Source organism: Pseudomonas sp. WJP1, from assembly GCF_028471945.1.
Taxonomy (GTDB): Bacteria; Pseudomonadota; Gammaproteobacteria; order Pseudomonadales; family Pseudomonadaceae; genus Aquipseudomonas.
In genome coordinates this window covers 1,341,949-1,366,678 of sequence record NZ_CP110128.1, presented here as the reverse complement: position 1 = coordinate 1,366,678, position 24,730 = coordinate 1,341,949, and the positions used below count along the sequence as shown (strand labels likewise).

Sequence of the window (24,730 nt, the reverse complement as noted above, 5' to 3'; positions counted from 1 at the left end):
GAACGCGGCGCTCTCGGGTTCATCGCGAGCAGGCTCGCTCCTACAGGGGTTTTTCATCAGGCAAAAAAAACGGTGCACCGACCAAGCGCACCGTAAAGCCGTAAAGCACACAACGAAGTGTCAGGTAAAACGGATCAGTCCAGCAGCGCCAGGGCCTCGGCGGTGCATTCCTGAATACGGGCCCAGTCGCCGTTCTTGATCCACTCCGGATCAAGCATCCAGCTACCGCCCACGCACATGACGTTTTTCAGCGCCATGTAGCTCTTGATATTGGCTGGTCCTACGCCACCAGTCGGGCAGAACTTCACTTCGCCGAACGGGCCGCCCAGGGCCTTGATGGCCGCGACGCCGCCGCTGACTTCTGCCGGGAACAGTTTGAAGCGGCGATAGCCCAGGCCGTAGCCTTCCATGATGCCCGAGGCATTGCTGATACCAGGCAGGAGTGGAATCGGGCTGGCAACGCTGGCTTCCAGCAGGTCACGGGTGATGCCTGGCGTGACGATGAACTGCGAACCTGCAGCTTCAGCAGCAGCCAGCATGTGGCGATCGAGCACGGTGCCGGCACCGGTCACCAGCTCCGGGCGCTGTTCACGCAGGACCTGGATGGCCTTGAGGCCGAACTGCGAACGCAAGGTCACTTCCAGGGCAGTCAGGCCACCGGCCGCGAGGGCGTCGGCCAGCGGCAGGATGTCCTGTTCGCGGGCAATGGTAATCACCGGCAGGATCCGCGCCTTGGCGCAGAGGCTGTCGATCAGGGCAACTTTATCCGCCATGGAAACGGTCGGGGATGGGTTTGTCATAGCGGCTGTTCCTTGGCTCATGGGCACCAGTAAATCTCTAACGTGGGTTGCAGAAAGGCGCGCACCGGCATTTCGGCGACATCGTCACCGGCCAGCGCGAAACTCAGGGTGGTCAGCTTGGACTGACCGGAAATCGACAGGATCTTGTGTTTGGCCGAGGCCAGCAGCGCACGGCTCATGGTCAGGCGTTGACGCGGCACGGTCGGCGCCAGCATCGGGTAGCAGCGACGGGTGCCGTCGGCCTGCAGCGCCTCGGCGAGATTCGGGCTGCCGGGGAACAGTGATGCGGTGTGACCGTCATCGCCCATGCCCAACACCAACACGTCGATCACCGGCAGTTCGGAAAGCAAACGATCGGCGTGCTCGGCGGCTTGCTCAAGGTTGGCGCTGGCGCTGTACAAGCTGAGGAACTGAGCCTTGGCCGCAGGCCCCTGCAACAGGTATTTTTTCAGCAGGCCGGCATTGCTGTCGGCATGCTCGACCGGCACCCAACGCTCGTCGGCGAGGCTCACCACCACGTTCGACCAGTCCAGCGTTTGCTTGGCCAGGTGCTGGAAGAACGCCACCGGGCTGCGGCCACCGGAAACCACCAGGGTCGCCGTGCCTTGGGCCTCAATGGCATCGCTCAGTTGCTTGGCCACGTTCAGGGCCAGGCTTTCAGCCAGCAAGACCGGGCTCTTGAACGCATGTGCGTGAACGCCCTTAGGCAGTTTCAAATCAGATATCGCCATACCACGACCTCCCGTCCCGCGTGATCAGAGCAATGGAACTCATGGGGCCCCAGGACCCGGCCGCGTACGGCTTGGGCGCATCACCGGATTTTTTCCACCCGGCGATCAACTGGTCACACCACTTCCACGCGGCTTCGATTTCATCTTTACGGACAAACAGGTTCTGATTGCCACGCATCACTTCCAGCAACAACCGCTCGTAGGCATCGGGAATCCGTGCGCTGCGCCAGGTGTCGGAAAAATTCAGCTGCAACGGACCGCTGCGCAGCTGCATGCCCTTGTCCAGGCCTTGTTCCTTGGTCATCACACGCAAGGAAATGCCTTCGTCCGGTTGCAGGCGGATAATCAGCTTGTTGCTGATCTGCAGGCGCTGCTCGGGAGCGAAAATGTAGTGCGACGGTTCCTTGAAGTGGATGACGATCTGCGACAGCTTCTGCGGCATGCGCTTGCCGGTGCGCAGGTAAAACGGCACGCCGGCCCAGCGCCAGTTGCGAATATCGGCACGCAGGGCGACGAAGGTCTCGGTGTCGCTCTGGGTGTTGGAATTGGGTTCTTCCAGGTAACCGGGCACCGATTTCCCTTCGCTGTAGCCGGCGATGTACTGGCCACGTACCACTTGGGTGGTCAAGCCTTCCGGACTGATCGGCGCCAGTGCCTTGAGCACTTTGACTTTCTCGTCACGGATGCTGTCGGCGGACAGGTCGGCCGGCGGGTCCATGGCGATCAGGCAGAGCAGTTGCAACAGGTGGTTCTGGATCATGTCGCGCAGCTGGCCGGCCTTGTCGAAGTAACCCCAGCGGCCTTCGATGCCAACCTTCTCGGCCACGGTGATTTCCACGTGGGAGATGTAGTTCTGGTTCCACTGGGTTTCGAACAGGCTGTTGGCAAAACGCAGGGCGATCAGGTTCTGCACGGTTTCCTTGCCCAGGTAGTGGTCGATGCGATAGGTGCGGTTCTCCGGGAAGAACTGCGCCACGGCGTCATTGACCTTGCGCGAGGATTCCAGGTCCGAACCGATGGGTTTTTCCAGCACCACGCGGGTGTTTTCCGCCAGGCCGACCTTGGCCAGGTTTTCGCAGATCGCGCCGTAGACCGCTGCCGGCGTGGCGAAATAGGCGATGACCCGCTGCGCACTGCCGGCAGCTTCAGCCAGGGCCACGTAGTCTTCGGCCTTGAGGAAGTCGACGTGCAGGTAGCTCAGGCGTGCGAGGAAACGCTCGGCCACGGCTTCGTCCAGCTCTTTGGCACCGACGTAGCGGTGCAGCTCGGACGTTATGAACGCCAGGTGCTCATGCTCGCTGCCAGGCTCACGGGCCAGCGCGATGATCCGCGTGTCCTCGTGCAGGAGGCCTGCGCCATCGAGTTGATAGAGAGCAGGAAACAGCTTGCGCAAGGCCAGATCGCCCAAAGCGCCGAACAAGGCAAAGGTGCACGGTTCAACCGTAATCGAAGGCATGATGTTTGTTCTTTTATCAAGTTAAGCTACAAATACCTTTTTTCAAGGCATCACTCAAGGGAAAATGTAGTAATAACCACAACATTTTCGCAAAATACAGATTCCGAGTGGTGGTCGGTCGGAGCCATCAGTAGGATAGGCCACCGTTACGGGCCTCATCAAAGGCCCTTTTTGCATTAGCCGCGCGCTTGTTGGCGCAGGTGTAAAGGATACTTATATGGACCGCGTGCGAAATTTACTGGAGCAGATCCAGAATCGCCTTGAAGAGCTGAACAAGGCCGAACGCAAAGTGGCCGAGGTGATCCTGCTCAATCCACAGCAGGCCACCCGATTCAGCATCGCCGCCCTCGCCCAGGCCGCCTCGGTCAGTGAGCCGACGGTCAACCGTTTCTGCCGTTCGTTTGGCGTCAGCGGTTATCCGGAGCTCAAGTTGCAACTGGCCCAGAGCCTGGCCAGTGGCGCCGCCTACGTCAGCCGTGCGGTGGAAGCCGATGACAATCCGGAAGCCTACACGCAGAAAATCTTCGGCAGCGCCATCGCGTCCCTGGACAGCGCTTGCCAGGCGCTGGACCCGAACCTGATCAGCCGCGCCGTCGACCTGTTGATCCAGGCCCGGCAGATCCACTTCTTCGGCCTCGGCGCCTCGGCCCCGGTGGCATTGGATGCGCAGCACAAGTTCTTCCGTTTCAACCTGGCCGTGACCGCCCATGCCGACGTGCTGATGCAGCGCATGATTGCCTCGGTGGCGCACACGGGCGAGCTGTTCGTGATCATCTCCTACACCGGCCGCACCCGCGAACTGGTGGAAGTAGCGCGCATCGCCCGGGAGAACGGTGCTTCGGTGCTTGGCCTGACCGCCGAGAACTCGCCCCTGGCCAAGGCCAGTACCTTGAGCCTGAACATTCCGCTGCCGGAAGACACCGACATCTACATGCCGATGACTTCGCGGATCATCCAGCTGACCGTGCTGGATGTGCTCGCTACCGGCATGACCTTGCGCCGCGGGGTGGATTTCCAGCCGCATTTGCGCAAGATCAAGGAGAGCTTGAATGCCAGCCGGTATCCGGTGGGGGACGAGTTCAACTAGTCCGACATCTGCATTGCCTGATCGGGCCTCTTCGCGAGCAGGCTCACTCCTACAGGGGATTGGTTTGAACACAGATGCTGTGTCCACTGAAGATCCAATGTGGGAGTGAGCCTGCTCGCGATGGCGGTAGACGGAGCGCCGCAAACCCAGAACTAAACTCCCACCCGCGCCTGCAAACTCAAATGCGCCCGCTCCCCTGGTTTCAGGCACAAGCTGTCGGTGCCGCCGCTCGCCGCTTCCACACAAACGAATTCCGATATCTCATTCCAGCTCACCCCCAACAGCGGCCGCGAGCCCGGGTGCCACACCACCGTGTCCGCCGTGTCGCCGGTATCGATGCACAACGCCCTCTCCCAGGCGTGATCGTTGAGCTGCAGTTCGCCGTCATGCTGGAACACCCGCTGACAACCGCCATCGACGCGCAACTCGCCCTCCTGCTGGCAACTCTGCCGGCTCAACTGGTCATAACCCTGCGCGCCCTCAAGCCCAGACAGCGCTATCTCACTGACATCACCAATACGCCAGTAAGCGTGCAAAGCCTGGCTCAACTGGCACGGCATGTCGTCCTGATGCTCGGTGCTCAGGTGCAGCTCCATGCGCTCGCCCAGATGCGCGTGCAGGTCCACTTGCCAGTCGCACAGCTCAAGCCGCCAGTGCAGGCGCACGCCATCGTCATCGCTGCCGCTGTCGATCAGTTTCCAGTCGAGCAAGCGCGCCCAGCCATGAGACGGCCAGGCGTTCTCGCTGGGATGACGGCCATACCATGGCCAGCACACCGGCACGCCACCGCGAATGGCTCCAACCTGCGGCCACTTCGCCGCGCACCACAGCCAGGGTTTCTGCCCCTTGGGCTGAAAGTGCAGCAACTGCGCGCCCTGACGACTGAACACCGCCTGACACAGCGGATGATCGATCACCAACACGTCGCGCTTCTGATAGCGCTCCCATGCGAACACCGGCCGTTCACGCAAGGATTTGAAGAAGCGTTGTAGCGGATGCTCAAGCATGTGCCACGGTCCTGAAAATCATCTGTTACCGGGGTGCGCGGCCCGCAAAAAAAAGCGGACAGCCTTGGCCGTCCGCAAAATGCGCACATGGAGAGGAGCTTATCGCAGTCGCGTTAGAACACCGACTGAATTTTCAGGCCGGCGACCAAAGCGTTATCGACTTCATCCACACCACCCGGGTGAGTGATGTATTGCAGGTTGGGACGCACGGTCAGCCAGTTGGTCACGTGGAAACCGTAGTTGAGCTCGTAGTTGTATTCGGTGTCACGCAGGGGCGAGAACAGCGGGTCGTTGTAGTCGCTGACGCCATTGGAGGCGTTGACCAGCTCGGCGTTTTTCTTCACGTCATCGTTGACATGGATACGCGCGAAACCGATCCCCATGTCATCTTTGGGGCGTGCATCGAACGGCCCTTTGTACACAAACATCAACGACTGGTAGTTGTCGACGATGTTGGTGTCCTTGTCGTGGAACGTGGCGTTGGCGGCAATGTTCAGACCGCGGGTTGCGTCACCGTTATGGCTGGTGAGTTGCTGTTGTGCAACGAACCAGTAGCCGTGCTTGCTGCTGTGGCTGCGATAGGCGTTGCCGCTGGTGGCTGCATCATTGCCGTTGTCGTCTTTAAGGACGTCATCGGCTTTGGCCGTGCTTTTGTAGTAACCGACACGGTACTCGCCCGGCAGGTTGCCAGGGTTAGGCAACCACACCAGTTCGACCGGCAGTACGGTGCCGTTGGTGCCACTGCCGCTGAGCTTGAAGCCGTTGCCGTGCTCCAGTTGCGACGTGTTCTGGTTGTACGCGCCGATCTGCGCATAGAACTCAGGCGAGATGTTCCACTTCAGGCGGATAGCGGCCTGGCTGACCGGCCAGTTGTACCAGATATTGGTGGCCCAGTTGCCCACCTGGGAACCGCAGAACGCCAGGTTCTGGAATTCGCACGGGAAGGTGTTGAAGTCTTCACCCTCACCGAAGTAACCGGCCTTGATGTCGAGTTTGTTGTCGAGGAACTGATGCTTGATCCACAGCTGGGTCAGCCGGACCATGTGCCCACGACCGTAGACTTCCTGGGAGGAACTCAAGGTGCCGGCACGCGGGTCGCCGATGCGGTCATTGGAGATGTTTTCACCGTTACGGTTGGTGAGCTGGACCTTGGCCTGGGTGTTGTCCCAGCCGAACAGTTTCTCCAGGTCCAGCGCCGCGCCCAGGCCGAACTGGTCACTGTAGCGCGCGGTCTTATCATCGTTGAAGCCGCCGTGGAGGTTGCCGCCCACTTCACCGACATAGTCCATCTTGATGTCGATGCCTTGCTCGATCAGCCGGGTCCGTTCGCCGCCCCAATCGCCGGTCATCCATTCGGAATCGGCGCTAAACGCTTCAGCCGCGTGCACGCTGCCGGCCAGCATCATGGCCGCAACGGCCGATAACTGGCAGATAAGCTGAGCGCTGTTGTTCTTCTTCATCCCTACTTCCTCGTCTTATTGTTATTAACTTTTTTGTTTAACGCGGTTACATCCCCTGTGGGAGCAAGCCCGCTCCCACATTTTTTGATCTTCAGCGGCCTTTGAATTGGGCGACGTTGGCCGTGTGTGATTCGATTTTCGGCAGGCCGGCAACCCCCAACCGTTCGCCGGTCTTGGCATCGAACAGCAGCACTTTCGATGGATCGAACTGCAGGGTCAGGGTCTCGCCTACCGCTGGCGCAACATCGGGCGCCAGGCGGCAGCAGACCTTGGTGTCGTTGAGATTGACGAACACCAGGGTGTCGGGCCCGGTCGGTTCGGTGACCTGGACTTCGGCGCGAATGGTCGGCAAACCATTGGCTTCACCGTTGCCCAGCACGATCTGCTCCGGGCGCATGCCGAGGATCACTTCGCGGTCTTCGAGACCTGCGTCCTGCATGCCCAGCGGCAATTCGCAACGGGCCTGGCCGCTATCGAGCAGCGCCAGCAGGCGACCGTCCTTGCGCTGCAAACGCAGGGGGATGAAGTTCATCGGCGGCGAACCGATGAAGCTCGCCACGAACAGGTTGGCCGGGTTGTTGTAGATGTCTTTCGGCGTGCCGAACTGCTGGATGATCCCGTCCTTCATCACCGCCACCTTGTCGCCCAGGGTCATGGCCTCGATCTGGTCGTGGGTCACGTACACCGTGGTGGTTTTCAGGCGTTGGTGCATCAGTTTCATTTCGGTGCGCATCTCGACCCGCAGCTTGGCGTCGAGGTTGGACAGCGGTTCGTCGAACAGGTAGATCTTCGGCCGCCGCGCCAGGGCACGGCCCATCGCCACGCGCTGTTGCTGGCCGCCGGAGAGCTGGCCCGGCTTGCGGCTGAGCAGGTGTTCGATCTGCAGCAGCTTGGACACCCGAGCGACTTCTTCGTCGATTTCCGCAGTCGGCATCTTGCGGATCTTCAGGCCGAAGGCGATGTTGTCGCGCACGCTCATGGTCGGGTACAGCGCGTAGGACTGGAACACCATGGCGATGTCGCGATCTTTCGGGCTCATGCCGCTGATGTCGGCGTCGTCCACCAGGATCGCGCCGCCGCTGATGGTTTCCAGGCCGGCGATGCAGTTCATCAAGGTGGATTTGCCGCAGCCGGACGGGCCGACCAGGATCAGGAATTCCCCGTCATCGATCTTCAGTTCGATGTTCTTCAGGGTGTCCGGCAAACCAGCGCCGTAGGTCTTGTTGACGTTGCGTAATTCGAGAGTTGCCATGTTCTACCCCTTGACCGCGCCGGACGTCAGCCCACGCAGGAAATACTTGCCAGCGAATATGTAGACCAGCAGTGTCGGCAGCCCGGCGATCATCGCGGCGGCCATATCAACGTTGTATTCCTTGGCCCCGGTGCTGGTGTTGACCAGGTTGTTCAGGGCCACGGTAATTGGCTGGGCATCGCCACTGGCGAAGACCACGCCGAACAGGAAGTCATTCCAGATCTGGGTGAACTGCCAGATCAGGCAGACCATCACGATCGGGATCGACATCGGCAGCAGGATCTTCCAGAAGATCATGAAGAAGCCCGCGCCATCGAGCCGCGCGGCCTTCACCAGCGCATCCGGAATGCTCACGTAGTAGTTGCGGAAGAACAGCGTGGTGAACGCCAGCCCGTAGACCACGTGCACCAGCACCAGGCCCGTGGTGGTGTTGGCCAGGCCGAACTTGCCGAGGGTGAACGAGGCCGGCAGCAGCACGGTCTGGAACGGCAGGAAGCAGCCGAACAGCAACAGGCCGAAGAACAGCTGCGAACCGCGGAAGCGCCACATCGACAGCACATAGCCGTTCATGGCACCGATGAAGGTCGAGATCAGCACCGCCGGCACGGTTATTTTCACCGAGTTCCAGAAGTAGCCGCCGACCACGTCCCAGGCCTTGATCCAGCCGATGCCGTCGATCACCGTCGGCCAGCTCAACAGGTTGCCGGTGCGGATGTCTTCCGGGGTCTTGAAGCTGGTCAGCAGCATCACGATCAGCGGGATCAGGTACACCGCGGCAGCCAGCAACAAGGTGGCGTAGATGGCGATGCGGCTGAAGCTGAGCGACGGTTTGCCGAGTTGATTAGTCATGGCGTTTGCCTCGCAGCTCGGAATACAGGTACGGCACGAGGATGGTCAGCACGGCGCCGAGCATCAGCATGGCGCTGGCCGAACCGATGCCCATCTGGCCACGGCTGAAGGTGAAGGAATACATGAACATCGCCGGCAGGTCGGACGAGTAGCCAGGACCACCGGCGGTCATCGCCGCCACCAGGTCGAAGCTCTTGATCGCGATGTGTGCAAGGATCATGAAGGCGCTGAAGAACACCGGGCGCAGGCTCGGCAATACGATCTTCAAGTAAATGGTCGGCAGGCTCGCGCCGTCGACTTGCGCAGCACGGATGATCGACTGATCGACACCGCGCAGGCCGGCGAGGAACATCGCCATCACGAACCCGGAGGCTTGCCACACGGCGGCGATCACCAGGCAGTAGACCACGCGATCCTGATCCACCAGCCAGTCCAGGCGAAAGCCTTCCCAGCCCCAGTCACGCAGCATCTTGTCCAGGCCCAGGCCCGGGTTGAGCAGCCACTTCCACGCGGTACCGGTGACGATCATCGACAGCGCCATCGGGTACAGGTAGATGGTGCGGATGAAGCCTTCCTTGCGGATGCGCTGGTCCAGCAGCACGGCGAGGAGCACGCCCAGCACCAGGCTGATGCCGATGAACATGCCGCCGAACAGCGCCAGGTTCTTGCTCGCAACCCACCAGCGGTCGTTGTCCATCAGGCGCATGTATTGCTGCAGGCCGACCCACTTGTAGCTCGGCATGAAGCTGGAGTTGGTGAAGGACAGTATGAATGTCCAGATGATGTAACCGTAGAAGCCAACCAACACGATCAGCATGCTCGGCGCCAGTACCAACTTGGGTAACCAGCGTTGCAGCGCATCGAACGGTGAGGCTTTGCTGAAAACCGCCACAGAGCTCATCGGGATAATCCAGGTTTAGATGTAGGGGATCGGAGTGCGATCCCTTGTAGGAGCGAGCCTGCTCGCGATGGAGTGTCAGTCGACATCTGTGTAGCTGACACACCATCGCGAGCAGGCTCGCTCCTACAGGGGGCTCACTCGGTGTCAGGGATTACTGGGCGGCTTTTACGGCCGACGCCAGTTGGGCGCTGGCCTTGGCCGGGTCGGCGTCCTTGTCGTTCATGAAGTTGGTGACCACGTCGAAGATCGCGCCCTGCACGGCCAGGGAGGTGGCCATGTTGTGCGCCATGCTCGGTTGCAGGCCGCCGTTCTTCTCGTCCGCCAGGAAGTCCTTGGCCGCCGCTTGGGCGCAGGAATCGAAGCCCAGGCCGGCCATGTCGTTCAACATGTCGGTACGCACCGGGATCGAGCCCTTGTTGATGCTGAAGACTTTCTGGAAGTCCTTGCCCAGGGCGACCTTGGCCAGGTCTTGCTGGGCGGCGATATCGCCTTTGCGATCGGCTTTCAACTTGAACACAGCCATCGAGTCGATGTTGTAGGTGAAGGCTTTTTCGGTGCCCGGGAACGCCACGCACTGGTAGTCCTTGCCGGCGACTTTCTTCGCCGCGGTCCACTCGCTCTTGGCCCAGTCGCCCATCATCTGCATGCCGGCCTTGCCGTTGATCACGTCGGCGGCGGCGATGTTCCAGTCACGACCGGCGCGGTTCGGGTCCATGTAGGTGGTGATTTTTTTCAGCTCGGTGAAGGCCTTGGTCATCTCGGCGCCCGAGAGGGTTTTCTGATCCAGGTCTACCAGGGCTTTCTTGTAACCGTCGGCGCCCATGACCGAGAGCACCACATCTTCGAACACGGTGCTGTCCTGCCAAGGCTGGCCACCGTGGGCGAGCGCGATAAAACCGGCGGCTTTGAGCTTGTCGCCAGCGGCATAGAATTCTTCGAGGGTGGTCGGCGCCTTGTCGATCCCGGCTTTCTTGAACACTTCCGGGTTGATCCACAGCCAGTTGACGCGGTGGATGTTCACCGGCACGGCGACGTAATCGCCTTCGTACTTCACGGTGTCGGAGACTTTCACCGGCAGCAGGCTGTCCCAGTTTTCCGACTTGGCGACGTCTTTCAGGGTGTCGGTACTGAGCAGGCCGGTGCTGCCCCACTCCTGGATGTCCGGGCCCTTGATCTGGGCAACGCCCGGCGGGTTACCCGCTACGGCGCGGCTCTTGAGCACGGTCATGGCCGTGGAACCGCCACCACCGGCGACTGCGCCGTCCTTCCAGGTGAAGCCGTCTTTTTCGACTTGGGCCTTGAGGACATCGACCGCCGCTTTTTCGCCACCCGAGGTCCACCAGTGAACGACTTCCACGGAACCTTTGGATTCGGCGGCAAGCACACTGAGAGGGAGCGCAGACAGGGAGACGAGAGAAATGACAGTAGCGAGGCGAGAAATCGCATTCATCTTGGAAGTACCTTTCTTGTTGTTATGCATGCAAGTCTGGTGCTTGCGCTGCAGAGGATTCTAAACAGGGGACGCCCCTTCGCAGGTAACGAAGGGACGCGCGAATGTCACCGCATGGTTACATGGAAACGCTCTGGGACAATGCCGCCAGCGCAATGGCCATGCTCGGCGCCAGGGGCAGGCGCGGGATCAGGACGGCTTGCCAGGCGTGATAGAGATCGGGTTTGCCGGTCCAGATATCGCCGCTGGGGCGGTTCAATGGGTCGAGTTCGTGGTGCCAGCTGCCGCCTTCGCGATCGATGAAATGACCCTCACAAAAATCCCAGAACAGGCGGTACCAGTGTTCGTATTGCTCATCGCCCGTGCGCTTGAGCAAGGCACTGGCCGCGGCGCTGGCTTCACAATGGGTCCAGTGCAGGCGATGGCGAACCACCGCCTTGTTGTCCCAGTCGAGGGTGTAGACCATGCCCGGCGCGCCATCGATGTCCCAGCCGTGGCGGCAGTTCTGTGCGAAGAGTTTTTGCGCGTCGGTGACCAGCCATCCCGGGGTGAGCATGCCGGCGCGCACCCGCGCGGCTTCCAGATGCAAGAGCAATCGGGCCCATTCGAAACCGTGACCCGGCGTGGTGCCGTAGGGACGGAAACCGTCGGCCGGGTTGTCGTGGTTGTACTCGCGCAGTGGCTGCCAGTCGCGATCGAAATGCTCGATCACCAGATAGTCATTGGCGGCGGCGTGACCATGGATCACCCGCTCGACGATGCGCTGGGCGCGGCACAACCAGCGCTTGTCGTCGGTGACATCGGCCAGGGCGAGGAAGGCTTCGGTGGCGTGCATGTTGCTGTTGGCACCGCGATAGGCTTCCTCGCTACTCCAGTCGCGGCTGAAGGATTCGCGCAGGGCGCCTTCTTCTTCGCTCCAGAAACAGCTGTCGATGATGTCGATCGCGTCATCGAGCAAGGCTTGCGCACCGGGCCGTTGCGCGACCACCGCGGAACTGGCGGCCAGGGCCACGAAGGCATGCAGGTAAGCATTTTTTCCGGTGTTGCCGTCGCGGTGTTCGGCAACCGCGAACCAGCCACCGTGCACGGCATCGCGCAACGGCCCGCGCAGGGCCTGGATGCCATGATCCACCAGCTCGGCAAAGCCCGGCAGGCCCTGGATGTGCGCCATGGCGAAGCTGTGGGTCATGCGTGCGGTGTTCATGGTGTGTGCTTGCGCGTCGGGCGGCAGGCGACCTTTTTCGTCGAGATTGCCAAAGCCTTCAGGCAGCTTCGAAGCCTTGGCAAACGCCAGCAGGCGCAAGCCTTCGGCGGCGAGCCATTGCTGGTGGGCGGGGGCATTCAGCCAACTGCTGAACGCGGGTTGGGAGGTGTGCATGGGGGGGCCTTTTTTGTTGTTATGACTGAGGGGCAGTCTAAACAACGGGCCGTGGCGGGCTTGTAACGAAGGGGGCGAGTTATGTCACCGACTTGTGACATTTGCCTTGATGTTTTTGTTGAAGGGTCTGACGCCATCGCGAGCAGGCTCGCTCCCACAGGGGTTCTGTGTCGTACGCAAATCCAATGTGGGAGCGAGCCTGCTCGCGATGAACGATAACTCGGTATTCCTAGTCAGCACTGCGAGGCAATTGCAAGGTCACCCTCAACCCGCCTTCACGCAAATTTTGCAAACTCACTTCCCCCCCATGACTATGGGCAATGTTGCGCGCAATCCCCAACCCCAACCCATACCCCTGCTGTTGCCCGGCCAAACGAAAGTGCGGCTCGAACACCTGTTCCAGCCGCTGCTCGGGAACCCCCGGCCCTTCATCATCGACATGCAGGACAAACGCGCTGTCGTCATCATCGATGTGCAGGTGGGCGTTCTGGCCGTACTTCAGGGCGTTGTCGATCAGGTTGCCGATGCAACGCTTGAGCGCCAGTGGTTTACCCGGATAGGCGGCCAGGGCACGGCCTTGCTGGGTCACGCGACCGTTACCGGTGGGCGACAGGTACGGCTCCACCAGACATTCGAGTACATGATTGAGATCCACCGGCTCGATGTTTTCGTGGATGTCGGTGTCTTTCACACATTGCAGCGCGCCCTTGACCAGCAGCTCCAGCTCATCCAGATCGCGACCGAACTTGGCTTGCAGCTTTTCGTCTTCCAGCAACTCGACGCGCAGGCGCAAGCGGGTGATGGGCGTGCGCAGGTCATGGGAAATCGCGCTGAATAGCTGGCTGCGCTCGGTCAGGTAACGGCTGATGCGCTCGCGCATGGTGTTGAAGGCGCGGCCGACTTCGACCACTTCACTGCCGCCGCCTTCGGCCACCGGCTCGACGTCGGCGCCCAGTGACAGGTCCCGCGCCGCCCGCGCCAGGCGCTTGAGCGGCCGGCTTTGCCAGTGCACCAGCAGGCCGATGAACAACAGCAGAAAGCCGCTGGTGAGCAAGATGAACCACACTTGCTGCGCCGGCAGGCCTTGCTCTTCAAGGCTGGTGTAGGGTTCGGGCAACAGCGAGGCGATGTACAGCCACTCGCCGGGCGCCATCTGGATCTGCGTGACCAGCACCGGCGGGTTCACCGGTTCCAGGGTCAATGCGTAGTGCGCCCAGGAGCGCGGCAGTTCGTCGAGCTTGAGCCCGCCATTGAAGATCCGCAGGTCTTCGGGGCTGACAAAAGTCACCGAGATGTCGGTGTCCTGCCCCAGGGACTGGCGCAGCACTTCGTCCACCGCCTTGATCACCGCCTCCTTGCGCGGCGTGATCGGCAGCACTTCCATGCCCAGGGGTTTGTCATTGAGCGTCACCACAAACCGTGTGCCGCCCATGCTGCGCAGCTGGTCGAGCACCAACGGGCGGTACGCCACCGGCAACGAGCGCAGGTAACTGACACTGGCGTTCATCGAGTGGGCGAGGCTGCGCGCGCTGGTGACCAGGCCTTCGAGCTGGGTCGCCCGCAGTTGGGAGACCCAGATCACGCTCGACAATGCCTGGGCGAACAACACCGCGAGTAACGTCAGCAACAACATGCGCCCGAGCAGCGAGCGCGGCACCGGCACGCGGCCGGCCAGCTTGCGCAGGAAATCAGTGACCATTGGCGGCAACCACACTGGCTGCCAACTGATAGCCGCTGCCCCGTACGGTGCGAATCAGTCGCGGTGGTTTTTCCGTATCACGCAGGCGCTGGCGCAAGCGACTGACCGCCATGTCGACGATACGATCCAAGGGCATCAAGTCCCGGCCACGGGTGGCGTTGCCGATCGTGTCACGGTCGAGGATTTCCTGCGGGTGATCGAGAAACAGCTTCAACAGGGCGAAATCGGCACCGGAAAGAATCACCTCTTCGCCGTCGATGTGAAACAGGCGATGACTGACCATGTCCAGGCGCCAGTCATCGAAGGCCAGCACTTCGCTGCCGGAGCGCTCCTGACCGAACTGCGCCCGGCGCAGCAAGGCTTTGATGCGCGCCTGCAATTCGCGGGGGCTGAAGGGTTTGCCCAGGTAGTCGTCGGCGCCCAGTTCCAGGCCGATGACCCGGTCGGCCTCGTCGGAGCTGGCGGTGAGCATGATGATGGGTACCTGCGACTGGCGCGGGTGCTGGCGAATCCAGCGACACAGGCTAAAACCGTCTTCGTCCGGCAGCATCACGTCAAGGATCACCAGGTCGCTGGGGGCCTCGTTGAGGGCCTGGCGAAAGCCTGCGCCATCGGGCGTGGTACGCACCTGGAACCCGGCGCGAGTCAGGTAGGTGTCCAGCAACTCGCGTATCTCTTGATCGTCATCGACCAACAAAATCGACTTGTTGACTGAGCTCACGGGGCGGCGTCCTTGTTGTTTGAATTGGGCGGATTATGCCTTAAGCACCGATTTTACAAACACCACAAAGCAACTGTAGGAGCGAGCCTGCTCGCGATGGACTCAAACGCACCGCGTGCATTCAGAAAGCACGCGTTATCGTTAACGTCCATCGCGAGCAGGCTCGCTCCTACAGGGAATCGCATTTCAGGTCGGGATGGATTGTTCCAGCGCAACCCCCGCACCCATCAACCCCGAATAAGGAGCCGTCACCAGCCACACCGGAATCCCCTTGAAGTAATCGCTCATGCACCCCTTGTCGGCAAAGCACCTGGCGAAACCACTTTCGAGGAAGAAATCGGCAAAGCGCGGAATCACCCCGCCAACGATGTACACACCAGCGCGGGCACCGGTGGTCAGCACGTTGTTGCCCGCCACGCGACCGAGCCAGCAGCAGAATTGTTCGAGCACTTCCAGGGCAATCGGATCACCCGCCAGGCCCGCAGCGGTGATCGCTTCCGGCGTGTCGAGTACCGGCTCGTGGCCGTCTACCGCACAGATCGCCCGATAGACCCGTGGCAAGCCGCCTCCGCTCAACGCCGTTTCGGCGCTGACATGCCCGATCTCGTTGAAGATGTGCTGCCACAGTTGAGTCTCGCGCGGGCTGCTCAGCGGCAGATCGACGTGACCGCCCTCCCCCGGCAACGCGGCAAATCGCCCTTCACCGAGATCAAGCAACGTGCCGACCCCCAACCCCGTGCCCGGGCCAATCACCACCGCCGGGCGCAACGGTTCCGGCGTGCCTTCGCAGACCACGCGGAATTCGCCCGGCTGCAAACGCGTCATGCCCAGGGCCATGGCGGAAAAGTCGTTGACCAGCAACAGCTGATCCACCTGCAAGGCCTGACAGAAATCACGGCGGCTCAGGCGCCAGTGATTGTTGGTAAACTTGAATTCGTCGCCGCTCACGGGGCCTGCCACCGACAGGCACACCGAACCGATCGAACCCGGCGCCAGGCCAAGCCCGCTCAGGTAGAGGCTGATGGCCTCTTCCGGGCTGGCATGGTCGGCCGTCGCCAGCACCTGGACCGATTCCAGCTGCTGGTTTTTCCACAACGCGAACCGTGCGTTGGTGCCACCGATGTCACCGACCAAAGCCAGTTTCAATTAAGCGTCTCCAGGGCAGAAGTGAAGGCGCTGGCCCCCTGCTCTGCCGAGCTGAAGGCCATGCGCATGAAACCAAACAGTTCGCGACCGGTGCCGATGTTGTTGCCCAACAGGCCCTTGGCCGGCGTGCGCGCTGCGAATTCTTCGGCGTCCACCTTAAGCTCCAGGGTGCCTTTGACGCCATCGACGCGGATGATATCGCCCTCTTGCACCCGCGCCAAAGCGCCGCCCACGTAAGCTTCGGGGCTGACGTGGATGGCCGCCGGGATTTTCCCCGACGCGCCGGACATGCGCCCGTCGGTGACCAGTGCCACCTTGAAGCCGCGATCCTGCAACACACCGAGGAACGGCGTCATCTTGTGCAGTTCCGGCATGCCGTTGGAACGCGGGCCCTGGAAGCGCATCACCGCGACGAAATCCTTCTCCAGCAAACCAGCCTTGAACGCATCGGCCAGGTCTTGCTGATCCTGGAACACCATGGCCGGTGCTTCGACGATCTGGTTTTCCAGTGCCACGGCCGAAACCTTCATCACGCCGCGACCGAGGTTGCCTTCCATCACACGCAGGCCACCCTCCGGCGAGAACGCCCGGGCGACTGGGCGCAGGATGCTTTCATCGAGGCTTTCGGTGATGCCTTCGCGCCAGACCAGCTCGCCATTATCGAGGAACGGCTCCATGGTGTAGCGGCGCAGCCCGTGGCCGAGCACGGTGTTGACGTTTTCGTGGAGCAATCCGGCATCCAGCAGTTCGCGGATCAGGAACGACATGCCGCCCGCCGCCTGGAAGTGGTTGATGTCGGCCTTGCCGTTCGGGTAGACGTGGCTCAGGGTCGGCACCACCTCGGAGAGGTCGGCCATGTCCTGCCAAGTCAACTGGATACCCGCCGCCATGGCGATCGCCGGCATGTGCAGGGTGTGGTTGGTCGAGCCGCCGGTGGCGTGCAGGGCGACGATGGAGTTGACCAGCGAACGCTCGTCGACGATTTCGCCGATCGGCAGGTAGTCGCCGTTCTGTTTGGTAATGCGCGTCACCTGATGCGCCGCTTCGCGGGTCAGGGCGTCGCGCAATGGCGTGTTCGGGTTGACGAAGGACGCGCCCGGCAAATGCAGGCCCATGACTTCCATCAGCAACTGGTTGGTGTTGGCGGTGCCGTAAAAGGTGCAGGTGCCGGGGCTGTGGTAGGAATTCATTTCCGACTCCAGCAGCTCTTCACGGCTGGCCTTGCCTTCGGCGTAGCGCTGGCGCACGTCGGCTTTCTGCTTGTTGGAAATACCCGACACCATCGGCCCGCCCGGCACGAAGATCATCGGCAGATGGCCGAAGCGCAACGCGCCCATCATCAGGCCCGGGACGATCTTGTCACAGATGCCGAGCATCAGCGCGCCATCGAACATGTTATGGGAAAGCGCCACGGCGGTGGACAGCGCGATCACTTCACGGCTCGGCAGGCTCAGCTCCATGCCCGGCTCGCCCTGGGTCACGCCATCGCACATGGCCGGGGTGCCGCCGGCGAACTGGCCGACCGAGCCGATTTCACGCAGGGCCTTCTTGATCAGCTCAGGAAAGACTTCATACGGCTGGTGCGCCGAGAGCATGTCGTTATATGACGAAACAATTGCGATGTTGGCGGAGTTCATCATCCGCAGGCTGTTCTTGTCGTCGCTGCCGCAACCGGCCACACCGTGGGCGAAGTTGGCGCATTGCAGCTTGCCGCGCATCGGACCGTCGCTGGCGGCATCGCGGATCAATGCAAGGTAAGCCTCACGCGTGGCGCGGCTGCGGGCGATAAGCCGTTCGGTGACCTCAAGGACGCGGGGATGCATGTGTAGAACTCCAGGCTAACGGATGTGGCGACCTGATTGTCTATGCTGATCAAACACCGGTGTCGATGGGATGACAGACGGCTTTCTTGACCATTCGGACCAGTTGATTCAGGTCACTCGTTGTAGATTGAACAAAATATTGCCATTAAAAAGGCTTGTTTTCTATTTTTTTGCGAATAATCTTGTAATTCCAACAACAAAACGACGGCGGCGCTGACAAATGACTCTACGAATCGCAATCAATGGTTTTGGCCGAATCGGTCGTAACGTCCTCCGGGCACTCTATACCCAAGGCTATCGCCAGGATTTGCAGATCGTCGCCATCAACGACCTGGGTGACAGCGCGATCAATGCGCACTTGCTCAAGTACGACACGGTTCACGGCACGTTCGACGCCGATGTCCAGCATGATAAGGAAAGCCTGACCGTCAACGGCGACCGTATCGCGGTCAGCGCCATTCGCAATCCGGCCGACCTGCCCTGGGCCGCGGAAAAGATCGATGTGGTGTTCGAATGCACCGGCCTGTTCACCGACCGTGCCAAAGCCGCCGCGCATATTACGGCCGGTGCCCGCAAAGTGATTATCTCGGCCCCGGCCACAGGCGCCGACGCCACTGTGGTTTATGGGGTCAACCACGACATTCTGCGCCAATCGCACCAGATTATTTCAAACGCCTCGTGCACCACCAACTGCCTGGCCCCGGTGGCACAGGTGCTGCATCGCGAACTGGGCATCGAAAGCGGCCTGATGACCACCATCCACGCCTACACCAACGACCAGAACCTGACCGACGTCTACCACACCGACCCGTACCGCGCCCGCTCGGCCACCCAGAATATGATCCCGAGCAAGACCGGTGCAGCTGAAGCGGTCGGCCTGGTGCTGCCGGAACTGGCGGGCAAACTGACCGGCATGGCGGTGCGCGTGCCGGTGATCAACGTATCCCTGGTCGACCTGACCGTTCAGCTGAAAAAAGAAGCCAGCGCACAAGAGGTGAACGAACTGCTCAGGCAAGCCGCCCAGCACTCGAAAATCCTCGGCTACAACACCTTGCCGCTGGTCTCGAGCGACTTCAATCACAACCCGCTGTCGTCGATCTTCGACGCCAACCACACCAAGTCCAGCGGCAAGCTGCTCAAGGTGCTGGCCTGGTACGACAACGAATGGGGCTTCTCCAACCGCATGCTCGATAACTGCCTGGCGCTGTGCAACGCCGAATAATTCGGCACGTCACACCCGATTCCGTAGGAGCCAGGCTTGCCGGCGAACCAGACGACGCGGTTTACCTGTTATTCCGCGTCATCGTTCTTCGCCGGCAAGCCTGGCTCCTACAGGAGATGGCGCCCTCAGCATCACCTTCGCACGTCTGGAACAACCCATGATCGGCATCACCTTTACCCAAAAGACCCTGGCAGCGCGCAAGCGCATCGCCCTGGTCGCCCATGACCATTGCAAAGTGTTTTTGCTGGACTGGGCCGAACGTCAGAAAGACCGGCTCGCGCAACATGAACTGGTCGCCACCGGCACCACCGGGTTGTTGTTGCAACAACGCCTCGACCTGCCGGTGGAGAGCATGATCAGCGGCCCATTGGGCGGAGACCAACAGCTCGGTGCGCGAATCGCCGAGCAACGGGTCGATATGCTGGTGTTCTTCTGGGACCCGTTCGAACCACAGCCACACGACCCCGACATTAAGGCATTGCTGCGGGTCGCGGCGGTCTGGAACATCCCGGTGGCCTGCAACGAATGCAGCGCCGACTACCTGCTCAGCAGCCCGCTGATGGATCAGGCCCACGGGCATCGGATTCCTGATTACGCCACTTATTTGCAGGGTCGGGCGTAAACCTTCACAAATCAGTACTTGACCATTCGAGCGGATGATAAGCATTATCATTCACTCGAAATGGATCAGGTCCTCCCGTGAGTCAATCGCGCTTCAACGACGTCTTCATCAACCAGCGAATCTCTCTGCTGCGTACGCTGGAGCGGATGGTCAACAATCACAGCACCGCCGAAGACCTCTTGCAGGAGACCTACCTGCGCGTGAGCCGTGCACTCAGCGAGCGGGCCATCGATCACCTGGAACCCTTCGTTTTCCAGACCGCCCGCAACCTGGCGCTGGACCATTTGCGCGCGCGGCGCATCCACTCGCGCACCATGGTCGATGACGTGCCACTGGACGTGGTGGAAAGCGTCGCCGCCCCCGCCAGCAGTGCCGAGGACGCCGCCCATGCCGAACAATTGCTCGAGCGTTTGAACGTGCGCCTCAGTCAACTCAGTTCCCGCCAGCAGCAGATTTTCATCCTCAGCCGCCTGCACGGTCATAGCTATCTGGAGATCGCCGAGAAACTCGGCGTCTCACTCAGTACCGTGCAGAAGGAGCTGAAACTGATCATGACCATCTGCATCGGCGTCGCCGACCGGTCGAACGGCCACTGAGCCACCCATGGCTCGACGACCTTGTTCATCAGGGCTACCCTTGGCCCTCTTTTGCGCTTCACTAAAAAAACACCCGTGCACAGACACGCCGAGGAAACACCGTGACGGACACCCACCGCGCCCCTTCGCCTTCCCCGGCGCAGGCCACAGCCGAGGCGATGGACCAGGCCCTGGACTGGCTGATCGTGCTGGACAGCCCGAGCGAAGAACAGACCCGCCAGTTCCACCAATGGCTCGCGGCCGACCCGGCCCACGCCGAGGCATTCGCCAAGGCCGAGGCGATCTGGAACGGTGCGCCCGTCACGCAATGCGCGCAAAAACTGGCGGCACAACCAGCCAAAGTCAGCGTACTGTCGCGCCTGCGCCCGCACTGGAAGCCGTTGGCCACTGCCGCCGTGCTGATCCTCGGCTTGTTCAGCTTCAGCAATCTGCCAATGCGCCTGCAGGCCGACCACCTGACCGTGGTCGGTGAACGCCAGCGCCTGCAACTGGAGGACGGCTCGAAAGTCCTGCTCAACACCAATTCGGCGTTTTCCAGCACCATCAACGACCAGAAGCGCGTGGCCCGGCTGTATCAGGGCGAGGCGTTTTTCGAAGTGCAGCCGCATCGCGGCCTGCCGCTGGAAATCGACGCGGGTCGGGTCACCGCGAGTGTCCGTGATACGGCATTTGCCGTGCGTTACCTCGACGGCGTGACCCAGGTTCGGGTGCAGCGCGGGGATGTCGACTTGCGCGCCACCGGCGACGACGCCCGGGTTCGGCTGACGGCCGGAGAAAGCATCCGCATCGGCCCCAATGGTTTCGACCGCCCGGCCAAACTCGATGCGGCCACTGACCTGGCCTGGGTCCAGGGTCGCCTGGTGTTTGAAAACTGCCCGCTGAACCAGGTGCTGGCGGAGCTGCGTCGCTACTACCCTGGCTGGATCATCAACAACAACGAGCAGTTGGCGAATGTTGCCGTGACCGGAAATTATCGCCTCGACCAGCCGCTGGACGTGGTCCGCTCGCTGGCTCACATCACCTCGGCACAGCTCAAGGAATACCCTGCGCTGGTCATCTTGAACTAAATGAGAATTATTTTTACTCGATAGCCAAAGCTCGTACGTCTCGTTATAGCCAATGCAATTGATTCGCATCTCTCAATGCCAATCAGCACCTATAAAGATTCGTGCGACACGGAGCGCTATCGATGTCCTCTCGCCTTACCCGCCCAGCCACTTCACCTTCCCGCGTACTGTCGCTGCTGACCGCCGCCATCCTGATGGCCGGTACTGCGCCGGTCATGGCCGCCACTGCTTCCGAGCAGTCGGCGCGCAAAATGGGCGATTACGCGTTCACCATTGCGCCACAGTCGCTGGTGTCGGCACTCAATTCGTTCACCGCCGTGACCGGCTGGCAGGTCGGCTTTTCAGCCGAACTGGCGCAAGGCATCGACTCACCGGGCGTGCGCGGATCGCTGCCGCCGGAAAAAGCCCTGGAGCGCCTGTTGGTGGGGACCAACCTGAGCTATCGCAAACTCGGCAACAACAACATCGTGCTGGAGCGGCGCGCCGTCGCCGGTGCCCTCAACCTGGAACAGGTGACCATCAGCGCCACTCGCCAGGAACAAGACATCAACAGTGTGCCCAGCACCGTCACTGTCCAGACTCGCGAAGATCTCGACCGCAACAACGTCAATAACATCAAGGATCTGGTGCGCTACGAGCCGGGAGTGTCGGTAGGCGGCACCGGTACCCGTGCGGGTCTTTCCGGCTACAACATCCGCGGTATCGATGGTGACCGCGTATTGACCCAGGTCGACGGCGTGCAAGTACCCGACGGTTTCTTCAACGGCCCGTACGCCCAGACCAACCGCAACTATGTCGACCCGGAAATCGTCAAGCGCGTGGAAATCCTGCGTGGCCCGGCTTCGGTGCTGTACGGCAGCAACGCCATCGGTGGCGCGGTCAGCTACTACACGCTGGACCCGGACGACATCATCAAGCCAGGCCAGGACGTCGGTGCCCGCCTGAAGACCGGCTACAGCTCGGCCGATGACAGCTGGCTCACCTCCGGCACCGTGGCCGGGCGCGCCGGCGACTTCGACGGCTTGCTGCACCTGAGCCAGCGCAACGGTCATGAAACCGAGTCCTACGGCGAAACCGGCGGAACCGGCCTGGACCGCACCGAAGCCAACCCCGAGGATGTGCGCACCACCAACGTGCTGGCCAAGCTTGGCTGGAACTACGCCGACGATGCGCGCTTTGGCTTGACTTACGAGCACTACAAGGACGATCGCGACACCAATCAGCTGAGCGCCGTAGGTGGCCCGTTCAACGCTGGACGCGGCTTCGGCTTCTACAAATCGCGCACTGGCAACGACACCATCACCCGCGAGCGCTTCGGCCTGGATCATCGCTTCGCCGTGGACAGCCTCCTGGCTGACAACATCAAGTGGACGTTGAATTACCAGATCGCCAAGACCGACCAGAGCACCGAAGAAATCTACGCGCCGTCGCGCACGGTGCTGCGTAACCGCGATACCACCTACAAGGATCGCCAATGGGTCTTCGATGCCCAGGCTGACAAGGCGTTTGCCATTGCCGACACCGACCATGTCGTCACTTACGGCACCACCATCAAGCAGGACAAAGTCACCGGCCTGCGCACCGGTAGCGGCACCTGCCTGACCGTGGCCGGCGCGTGCCGCGTCATCGGCGCGCCGAGCGCTGCCGACACCCTGACCCCGGCCAGCGACTTTCCGGACCCGACCATCAACACCTACAGTGTGTTCGCCCAGGACCAGATCGCCTGGAACAATTGGACCTTCATGCCCGGCCTGCGCTACGACTACACCCAGCTCAAGCCGCACCTGACCGATGAATTTCTGGCCACGGCCGACCAGAGCGGCAACGGTGAGGTCAACGAGGACAACAAGACCTGGCATCGCCTGTCGCCGAAATTCGGCACCACTTACCGCTTCAACGACCACTACACCTGGTACGGCCAGTACGCCGAAGGCTTCCGCACGCCGACTGCCAAAGCCCTATATGGGCGCTTCGAAAACGTTGCGGGCGGCTATCAGGTCGCACCCAATCCCGATCTCGAACCGGAAAAGAGCAAGAGCTATGAAACCGGCCTGCGCGGGCAATTCGACGCCGGCACCTTCGATGTCGCGGTGTTCTACAACAAATATCGCGACTTCATCGACGAGAACGCCATTACCCCCGGCTACACCGAGACCACCTTCCAGAGCAACAACATCCAGCACGCCACCATCAAGGGCCTGGAGCTCAAGGGGCGCTTGAACCTGGACACCTTCGGCGCGCCAAGCGGTCTCTACGCCCAGGGCTCGGTGGCCTATTTGTATGGTCGCAACGATGACAGCGGCGAGCCGCTCAACAGCATCAACCCGCTGACCGGCGTCTTCGGCCTGGGCTATGACCAGGACCAGTACGGCGCGTTGCTGAGCTGGACCCTGGTCAAACGCAAGACCCGGGTCGACAGCACCAGCTTCAACACCCCGGACGGCACCAGCACCCAGTTCAAGACACCGGGTTACGGCGTGCTCGACCTGGCGGGCTTCTACAAGGTGACCGACGACCTGACCGTCAACGCCGGCCTGTACAACCTGACCGACAAGAAGTACTGGCAGTGGGATGACGTACGCGGCTACGACAGCGTCGGCGAAGCCTCGGTGACCCAGCCCGCCAACCTCGATCGCCTGACCCAGCCTGGCCGCAACTTCGCGATCAATCTGGTCTGGGACATCTGAACCCGTGCACCTCACCGCGCGACGCTGGTAACAGCCGCCCGGTGAGGATTTTTTACTGTCATACGCCTGCTCATTCGTCTCGTTACCAAGCGCCTCTTCTTTCCCAAGGATCTGCCATGACCACCCAGGACACCGCCCAACGCTCCACCCTGCGTTCGCAACGCTTGAACCAGGTCACCAACGAGCCGCACAGCAAGCTCGATGCACTGGTCAAAGCCCACGCCCCCTTTGAAACCCAGGCCAATTTCGCGCGCTTCGTGGTGGCGCAATACCTGTTCCAGTCGGAACTGGTGGCGCTGTACAACGATGCCGAACTGACGGCCATCGTCCCGGACCTGCCAGCCCGTTGCCGTGCCGATGCGGCCAAGGCTGACCTGGCGGACCTCGACACCGAGGTGCCGGCGCCGGTTGCAGGCGCACTGCAAAACCCGACCAAGGCCCAGGCCCTGGGCTGGCTCTTCGTCTCCGAAGGCTCGAAGCTGGGTGCCGCGTTCCTGATCAAGCGTGCCGTGGGCCTTGGCCTGAGCGAAACCTTCGGTGCCCGCCACCTTGGCGAACCGGCCGGTGGCCGTGCGCAAGGCTGGAAAACCTTCGTCAAGACCCTCGATGAACTGGAGCTGAATGCCCAGGAAGAAGCGGAGCTGGACAAAGGCGCCATCGACGCCTTCAACCGCTTCACGGTGTTGCTGGAACAGGCTTATTCGACAGTTGCCGAACCGGCCTGATTGATACTCCACAAACCCTTGTGGGAGCGAGCCTGCTCGCGATGACGGACT

Annotated in this window: 21 protein-coding genes; 7 read left to right on the top strand and 14 right to left on the bottom strand. The window is 61.4% G+C overall.

Annotation, left to right across the window (positions count from 1 at the left end):
• Positions 1-134: 134 nt before the first annotated feature.
• Genes OH720_RS06165 through zwf form a run of 3 tightly spaced genes read right to left on the bottom strand, consistent with a single transcriptional unit; the run spans position 135 to position 2,987 of the window.
• Entirely contained in the window at positions 135-800 is a 666-nt protein-coding gene (locus OH720_RS06165; protein WP_020797030.1) for a bifunctional 4-hydroxy-2-oxoglutarate aldolase/2-dehydro-3-deoxy-phosphogluconate aldolase, read from the bottom strand.
• Between the two features lie 17 nt (positions 801-817).
• Entirely contained in the window at positions 818-1,531 is a 714-nt protein-coding gene (gene pgl / locus OH720_RS06160) for a 6-phosphogluconolactonase (RefSeq protein WP_272604913.1), read from the bottom strand.
• Entirely contained in the window at positions 1,518-2,987 is a 1,470-nt protein-coding gene (gene zwf / locus OH720_RS06155; RefSeq protein WP_272604912.1) for a glucose-6-phosphate dehydrogenase, read from the bottom strand. The genes pgl and zwf overlap by 14 nt, the downstream gene beginning before the upstream one ends.
• 226 nt (positions 2,988-3,213) lie before the next feature.
• Between zwf and OH720_RS06150 the strand changes: the two genes are divergently transcribed.
• Entirely contained in the window at positions 3,214-4,074 is an 861-nt protein-coding gene (locus tag OH720_RS06150) for a MurR/RpiR family transcriptional regulator (protein WP_170948639.1), read from the top strand.
• A gap of 152 nt (positions 4,075-4,226) precedes the next feature.
• On the opposite strand, the gene OH720_RS06145 is transcribed toward OH720_RS06150, so the two are convergent.
• The 11 genes from OH720_RS06145 to edd form a co-directional block, all read right to left on the bottom strand.
• Positions 4,227-5,081 (bottom strand): D-hexose-6-phosphate mutarotase, encoded by an 855-nt coding sequence (locus OH720_RS06145; RefSeq protein ID WP_272604911.1) that lies wholly within the window; start codon positions 5,079-5,081, stop codon positions 4,227-4,229.
• A 113-nt stretch (positions 5,082-5,194) separates the two neighbouring features.
• Positions 5,195-6,541 carry a carbohydrate porin gene (locus tag OH720_RS06140; RefSeq protein WP_272604910.1) on the bottom strand — a complete coding sequence of 449 codons (1,347 nt, stop codon included), beginning with the start codon at positions 6,539-6,541 and terminating at the stop codon, positions 5,195-5,197.
• Between the two features lie 91 nt (positions 6,542-6,632).
• Positions 6,633-7,793, bottom strand: coding sequence for an ABC transporter ATP-binding protein (locus tag OH720_RS06135; RefSeq protein ID WP_272604909.1), 1,161 nt, complete (start codon positions 7,791-7,793; stop codon positions 6,633-6,635).
• Between the two features lie 3 nt (positions 7,794-7,796).
• Positions 7,797-8,642 carry a carbohydrate ABC transporter permease gene (locus OH720_RS06130; RefSeq protein WP_008056770.1) on the bottom strand — a complete coding sequence of 282 codons (846 nt, stop codon included), beginning with the start codon at positions 8,640-8,642 and terminating at the stop codon, positions 7,797-7,799.
• Complete coding sequence (locus OH720_RS06125; protein WP_180203167.1) at positions 8,635-9,543, bottom strand: carbohydrate ABC transporter permease; 909 nt, start codon at positions 9,541-9,543, stop codon at positions 8,635-8,637. Before OH720_RS06125 ends, OH720_RS06130 begins: the two co-directional genes overlap by 8 nt.
• A 151-nt stretch (positions 9,544-9,694) precedes the next feature.
• A complete protein-coding gene (locus OH720_RS06120) occupies positions 9,695-10,993 on the bottom strand; it encodes an ABC transporter substrate-binding protein (RefSeq protein WP_008056767.1) in 1,299 nt (432 codons plus the stop codon).
• A 118-nt stretch (positions 10,994-11,111) separates the two neighbouring features.
• Positions 11,112-12,371 carry a D-mannose isomerase gene (locus tag OH720_RS06115; RefSeq protein ID WP_272604908.1) on the bottom strand — a complete coding sequence of 420 codons (1,260 nt, stop codon included), beginning with the start codon at positions 12,369-12,371 and terminating at the stop codon, positions 11,112-11,114.
• A gap of 229 nt (positions 12,372-12,600) precedes the next feature.
• Entirely contained in the window at positions 12,601-14,070 is a 1,470-nt protein-coding gene (locus OH720_RS06110) for an ATP-binding protein (RefSeq protein ID WP_272604907.1), read from the bottom strand.
• On the bottom strand, positions 14,060-14,791 hold the full coding sequence (locus OH720_RS06105; protein ID WP_008056763.1) for a response regulator: 732 nt from the start codon (positions 14,789-14,791) through the stop codon (positions 14,060-14,062). The genes OH720_RS06110 and OH720_RS06105 overlap by 11 nt, the downstream gene beginning before the upstream one ends.
• A gap of 186 nt (positions 14,792-14,977) precedes the next feature.
• Positions 14,978-15,937 carry a glucokinase gene (locus tag OH720_RS06100; protein WP_272604906.1) on the bottom strand — a complete coding sequence of 320 codons (960 nt, stop codon included), beginning with the start codon at positions 15,935-15,937 and terminating at the stop codon, positions 14,978-14,980.
• Positions 15,934-17,760, bottom strand: a complete 1,827-nt coding sequence (gene edd, locus OH720_RS06095) for a phosphogluconate dehydratase (RefSeq protein ID WP_008056761.1) — start codon at positions 17,758-17,760, stop codon at positions 15,934-15,936. Before edd ends, OH720_RS06100 begins: the two co-directional genes overlap by 4 nt.
• 220 nt (positions 17,761-17,980) lie before the next feature.
• On the opposite strand from edd, the gene gap reads away from it, so the two are divergent.
• The 6 genes from gap to OH720_RS06065 all read left to right on the top strand — a co-directional run bounded on the left by gap (position 17,981) and on the right by OH720_RS06065 (position 24,679).
• A complete protein-coding gene (gene gap / locus OH720_RS06090; protein WP_008056760.1) occupies positions 17,981-18,982 on the top strand; it encodes a type I glyceraldehyde-3-phosphate dehydrogenase in 1,002 nt (333 codons plus the stop codon).
• Positions 18,983-19,139: 157 nt separating this feature from the next.
• Positions 19,140-19,604, top strand: coding sequence for a methylglyoxal synthase (locus OH720_RS06085; RefSeq protein WP_272604905.1), 465 nt, complete (start codon positions 19,140-19,142; stop codon positions 19,602-19,604).
• A gap of 77 nt (positions 19,605-19,681) precedes the next feature.
• Positions 19,682-20,200 (top strand): RNA polymerase sigma factor, encoded by a 519-nt coding sequence (locus OH720_RS06080; RefSeq protein ID WP_008056755.1) that lies wholly within the window; start codon positions 19,682-19,684, stop codon positions 20,198-20,200.
• Between the two features lie 101 nt (positions 20,201-20,301).
• The gene (locus tag OH720_RS06075) at positions 20,302-21,267 is read left to right on the top strand and encodes a FecR family protein (protein WP_272604904.1); all 966 of its coding nucleotides are present in this window, start codon (positions 20,302-20,304) and stop codon (positions 21,265-21,267) included.
• A 122-nt stretch (positions 21,268-21,389) separates the two neighbouring features.
• Positions 21,390-23,954, top strand: a complete 2,565-nt coding sequence (locus OH720_RS06070) for a TonB-dependent receptor (RefSeq protein WP_272604903.1) — start codon at positions 21,390-21,392, stop codon at positions 23,952-23,954.
• Between the two features lie 116 nt (positions 23,955-24,070).
• Entirely contained in the window at positions 24,071-24,679 is a 609-nt protein-coding gene (locus tag OH720_RS06065; protein ID WP_272604902.1) for a biliverdin-producing heme oxygenase, read from the top strand.
• Positions 24,680-24,730 lie beyond the last annotated feature (51 nt).

What these genes read in the sequence shown, in the direction of transcription:
- OH720_RS06165 (WP_020797030.1), bottom strand. Translation starts at nt 800, where the DNA reads ATGACAAACCCATCCCCGACCGTTTCCATGGCGGATAAAGTTGCCCTG.
- pgl (WP_272604913.1), bottom strand. Translation starts at nt 1,531, where the DNA reads ATGGCGATATCTGATTTGAAACTGCCTAAGGGCGTTCACGCACATGCG.
- zwf (WP_272604912.1), bottom strand. Translation starts at nt 2,987, where the DNA reads ATGCCTTCGATTACGGTTGAACCGTGCACCTTTGCCTTGTTCGGCGCT.
- OH720_RS06145 (WP_272604911.1), bottom strand. Translation starts at nt 5,081, where the DNA reads ATGCTTGAGCATCCGCTACAACGCTTCTTCAAATCCTTGCGTGAACGG.
- OH720_RS06140 (WP_272604910.1), bottom strand. Translation starts at nt 6,541, where the DNA reads ATGAAGAAGAACAACAGCGCTCAGCTTATCTGCCAGTTATCGGCCGTT.
- OH720_RS06135 (WP_272604909.1), bottom strand. Translation starts at nt 7,793, where the DNA reads ATGGCAACTCTCGAATTACGCAACGTCAACAAGACCTACGGCGCTGGT.
- OH720_RS06130 (WP_008056770.1), bottom strand. Translation starts at nt 8,642, where the DNA reads ATGACTAATCAACTCGGCAAACCGTCGCTCAGCTTCAGCCGCATCGCC.
- OH720_RS06125 (WP_180203167.1), bottom strand. Translation starts at nt 9,543, where the DNA reads ATGAGCTCTGTGGCGGTTTTCAGCAAAGCCTCACCGTTCGATGCGCTG.
- OH720_RS06120 (WP_008056767.1), bottom strand. Translation starts at nt 10,993, where the DNA reads ATGAATGCGATTTCTCGCCTCGCTACTGTCATTTCTCTCGTCTCCCTG.
- OH720_RS06115 (WP_272604908.1), bottom strand. Translation starts at nt 12,371, where the DNA reads ATGCACACCTCCCAACCCGCGTTCAGCAGTTGGCTGAATGCCCCCGCC.
- OH720_RS06110 (WP_272604907.1), bottom strand. Translation starts at nt 14,070, where the DNA reads ATGGTCACTGATTTCCTGCGCAAGCTGGCCGGCCGCGTGCCGGTGCCG.
- edd (WP_008056761.1), bottom strand. Translation starts at nt 17,760, where the DNA reads ATGCATCCCCGCGTCCTTGAGGTCACCGAACGGCTTATCGCCCGCAGC.
- gap (WP_008056760.1), top strand. Translation starts at nt 17,981, where the DNA reads ATGACTCTACGAATCGCAATCAATGGTTTTGGCCGAATCGGTCGTAAC.
- OH720_RS06085 (WP_272604905.1), top strand. Translation starts at nt 19,140, where the DNA reads ATGATCGGCATCACCTTTACCCAAAAGACCCTGGCAGCGCGCAAGCGC.
- OH720_RS06070 (WP_272604903.1), top strand. Translation starts at nt 21,390, where the DNA reads ATGTCCTCTCGCCTTACCCGCCCAGCCACTTCACCTTCCCGCGTACTG.
- OH720_RS06065 (WP_272604902.1), top strand. Translation starts at nt 24,071, where the DNA reads ATGACCACCCAGGACACCGCCCAACGCTCCACCCTGCGTTCGCAACGC.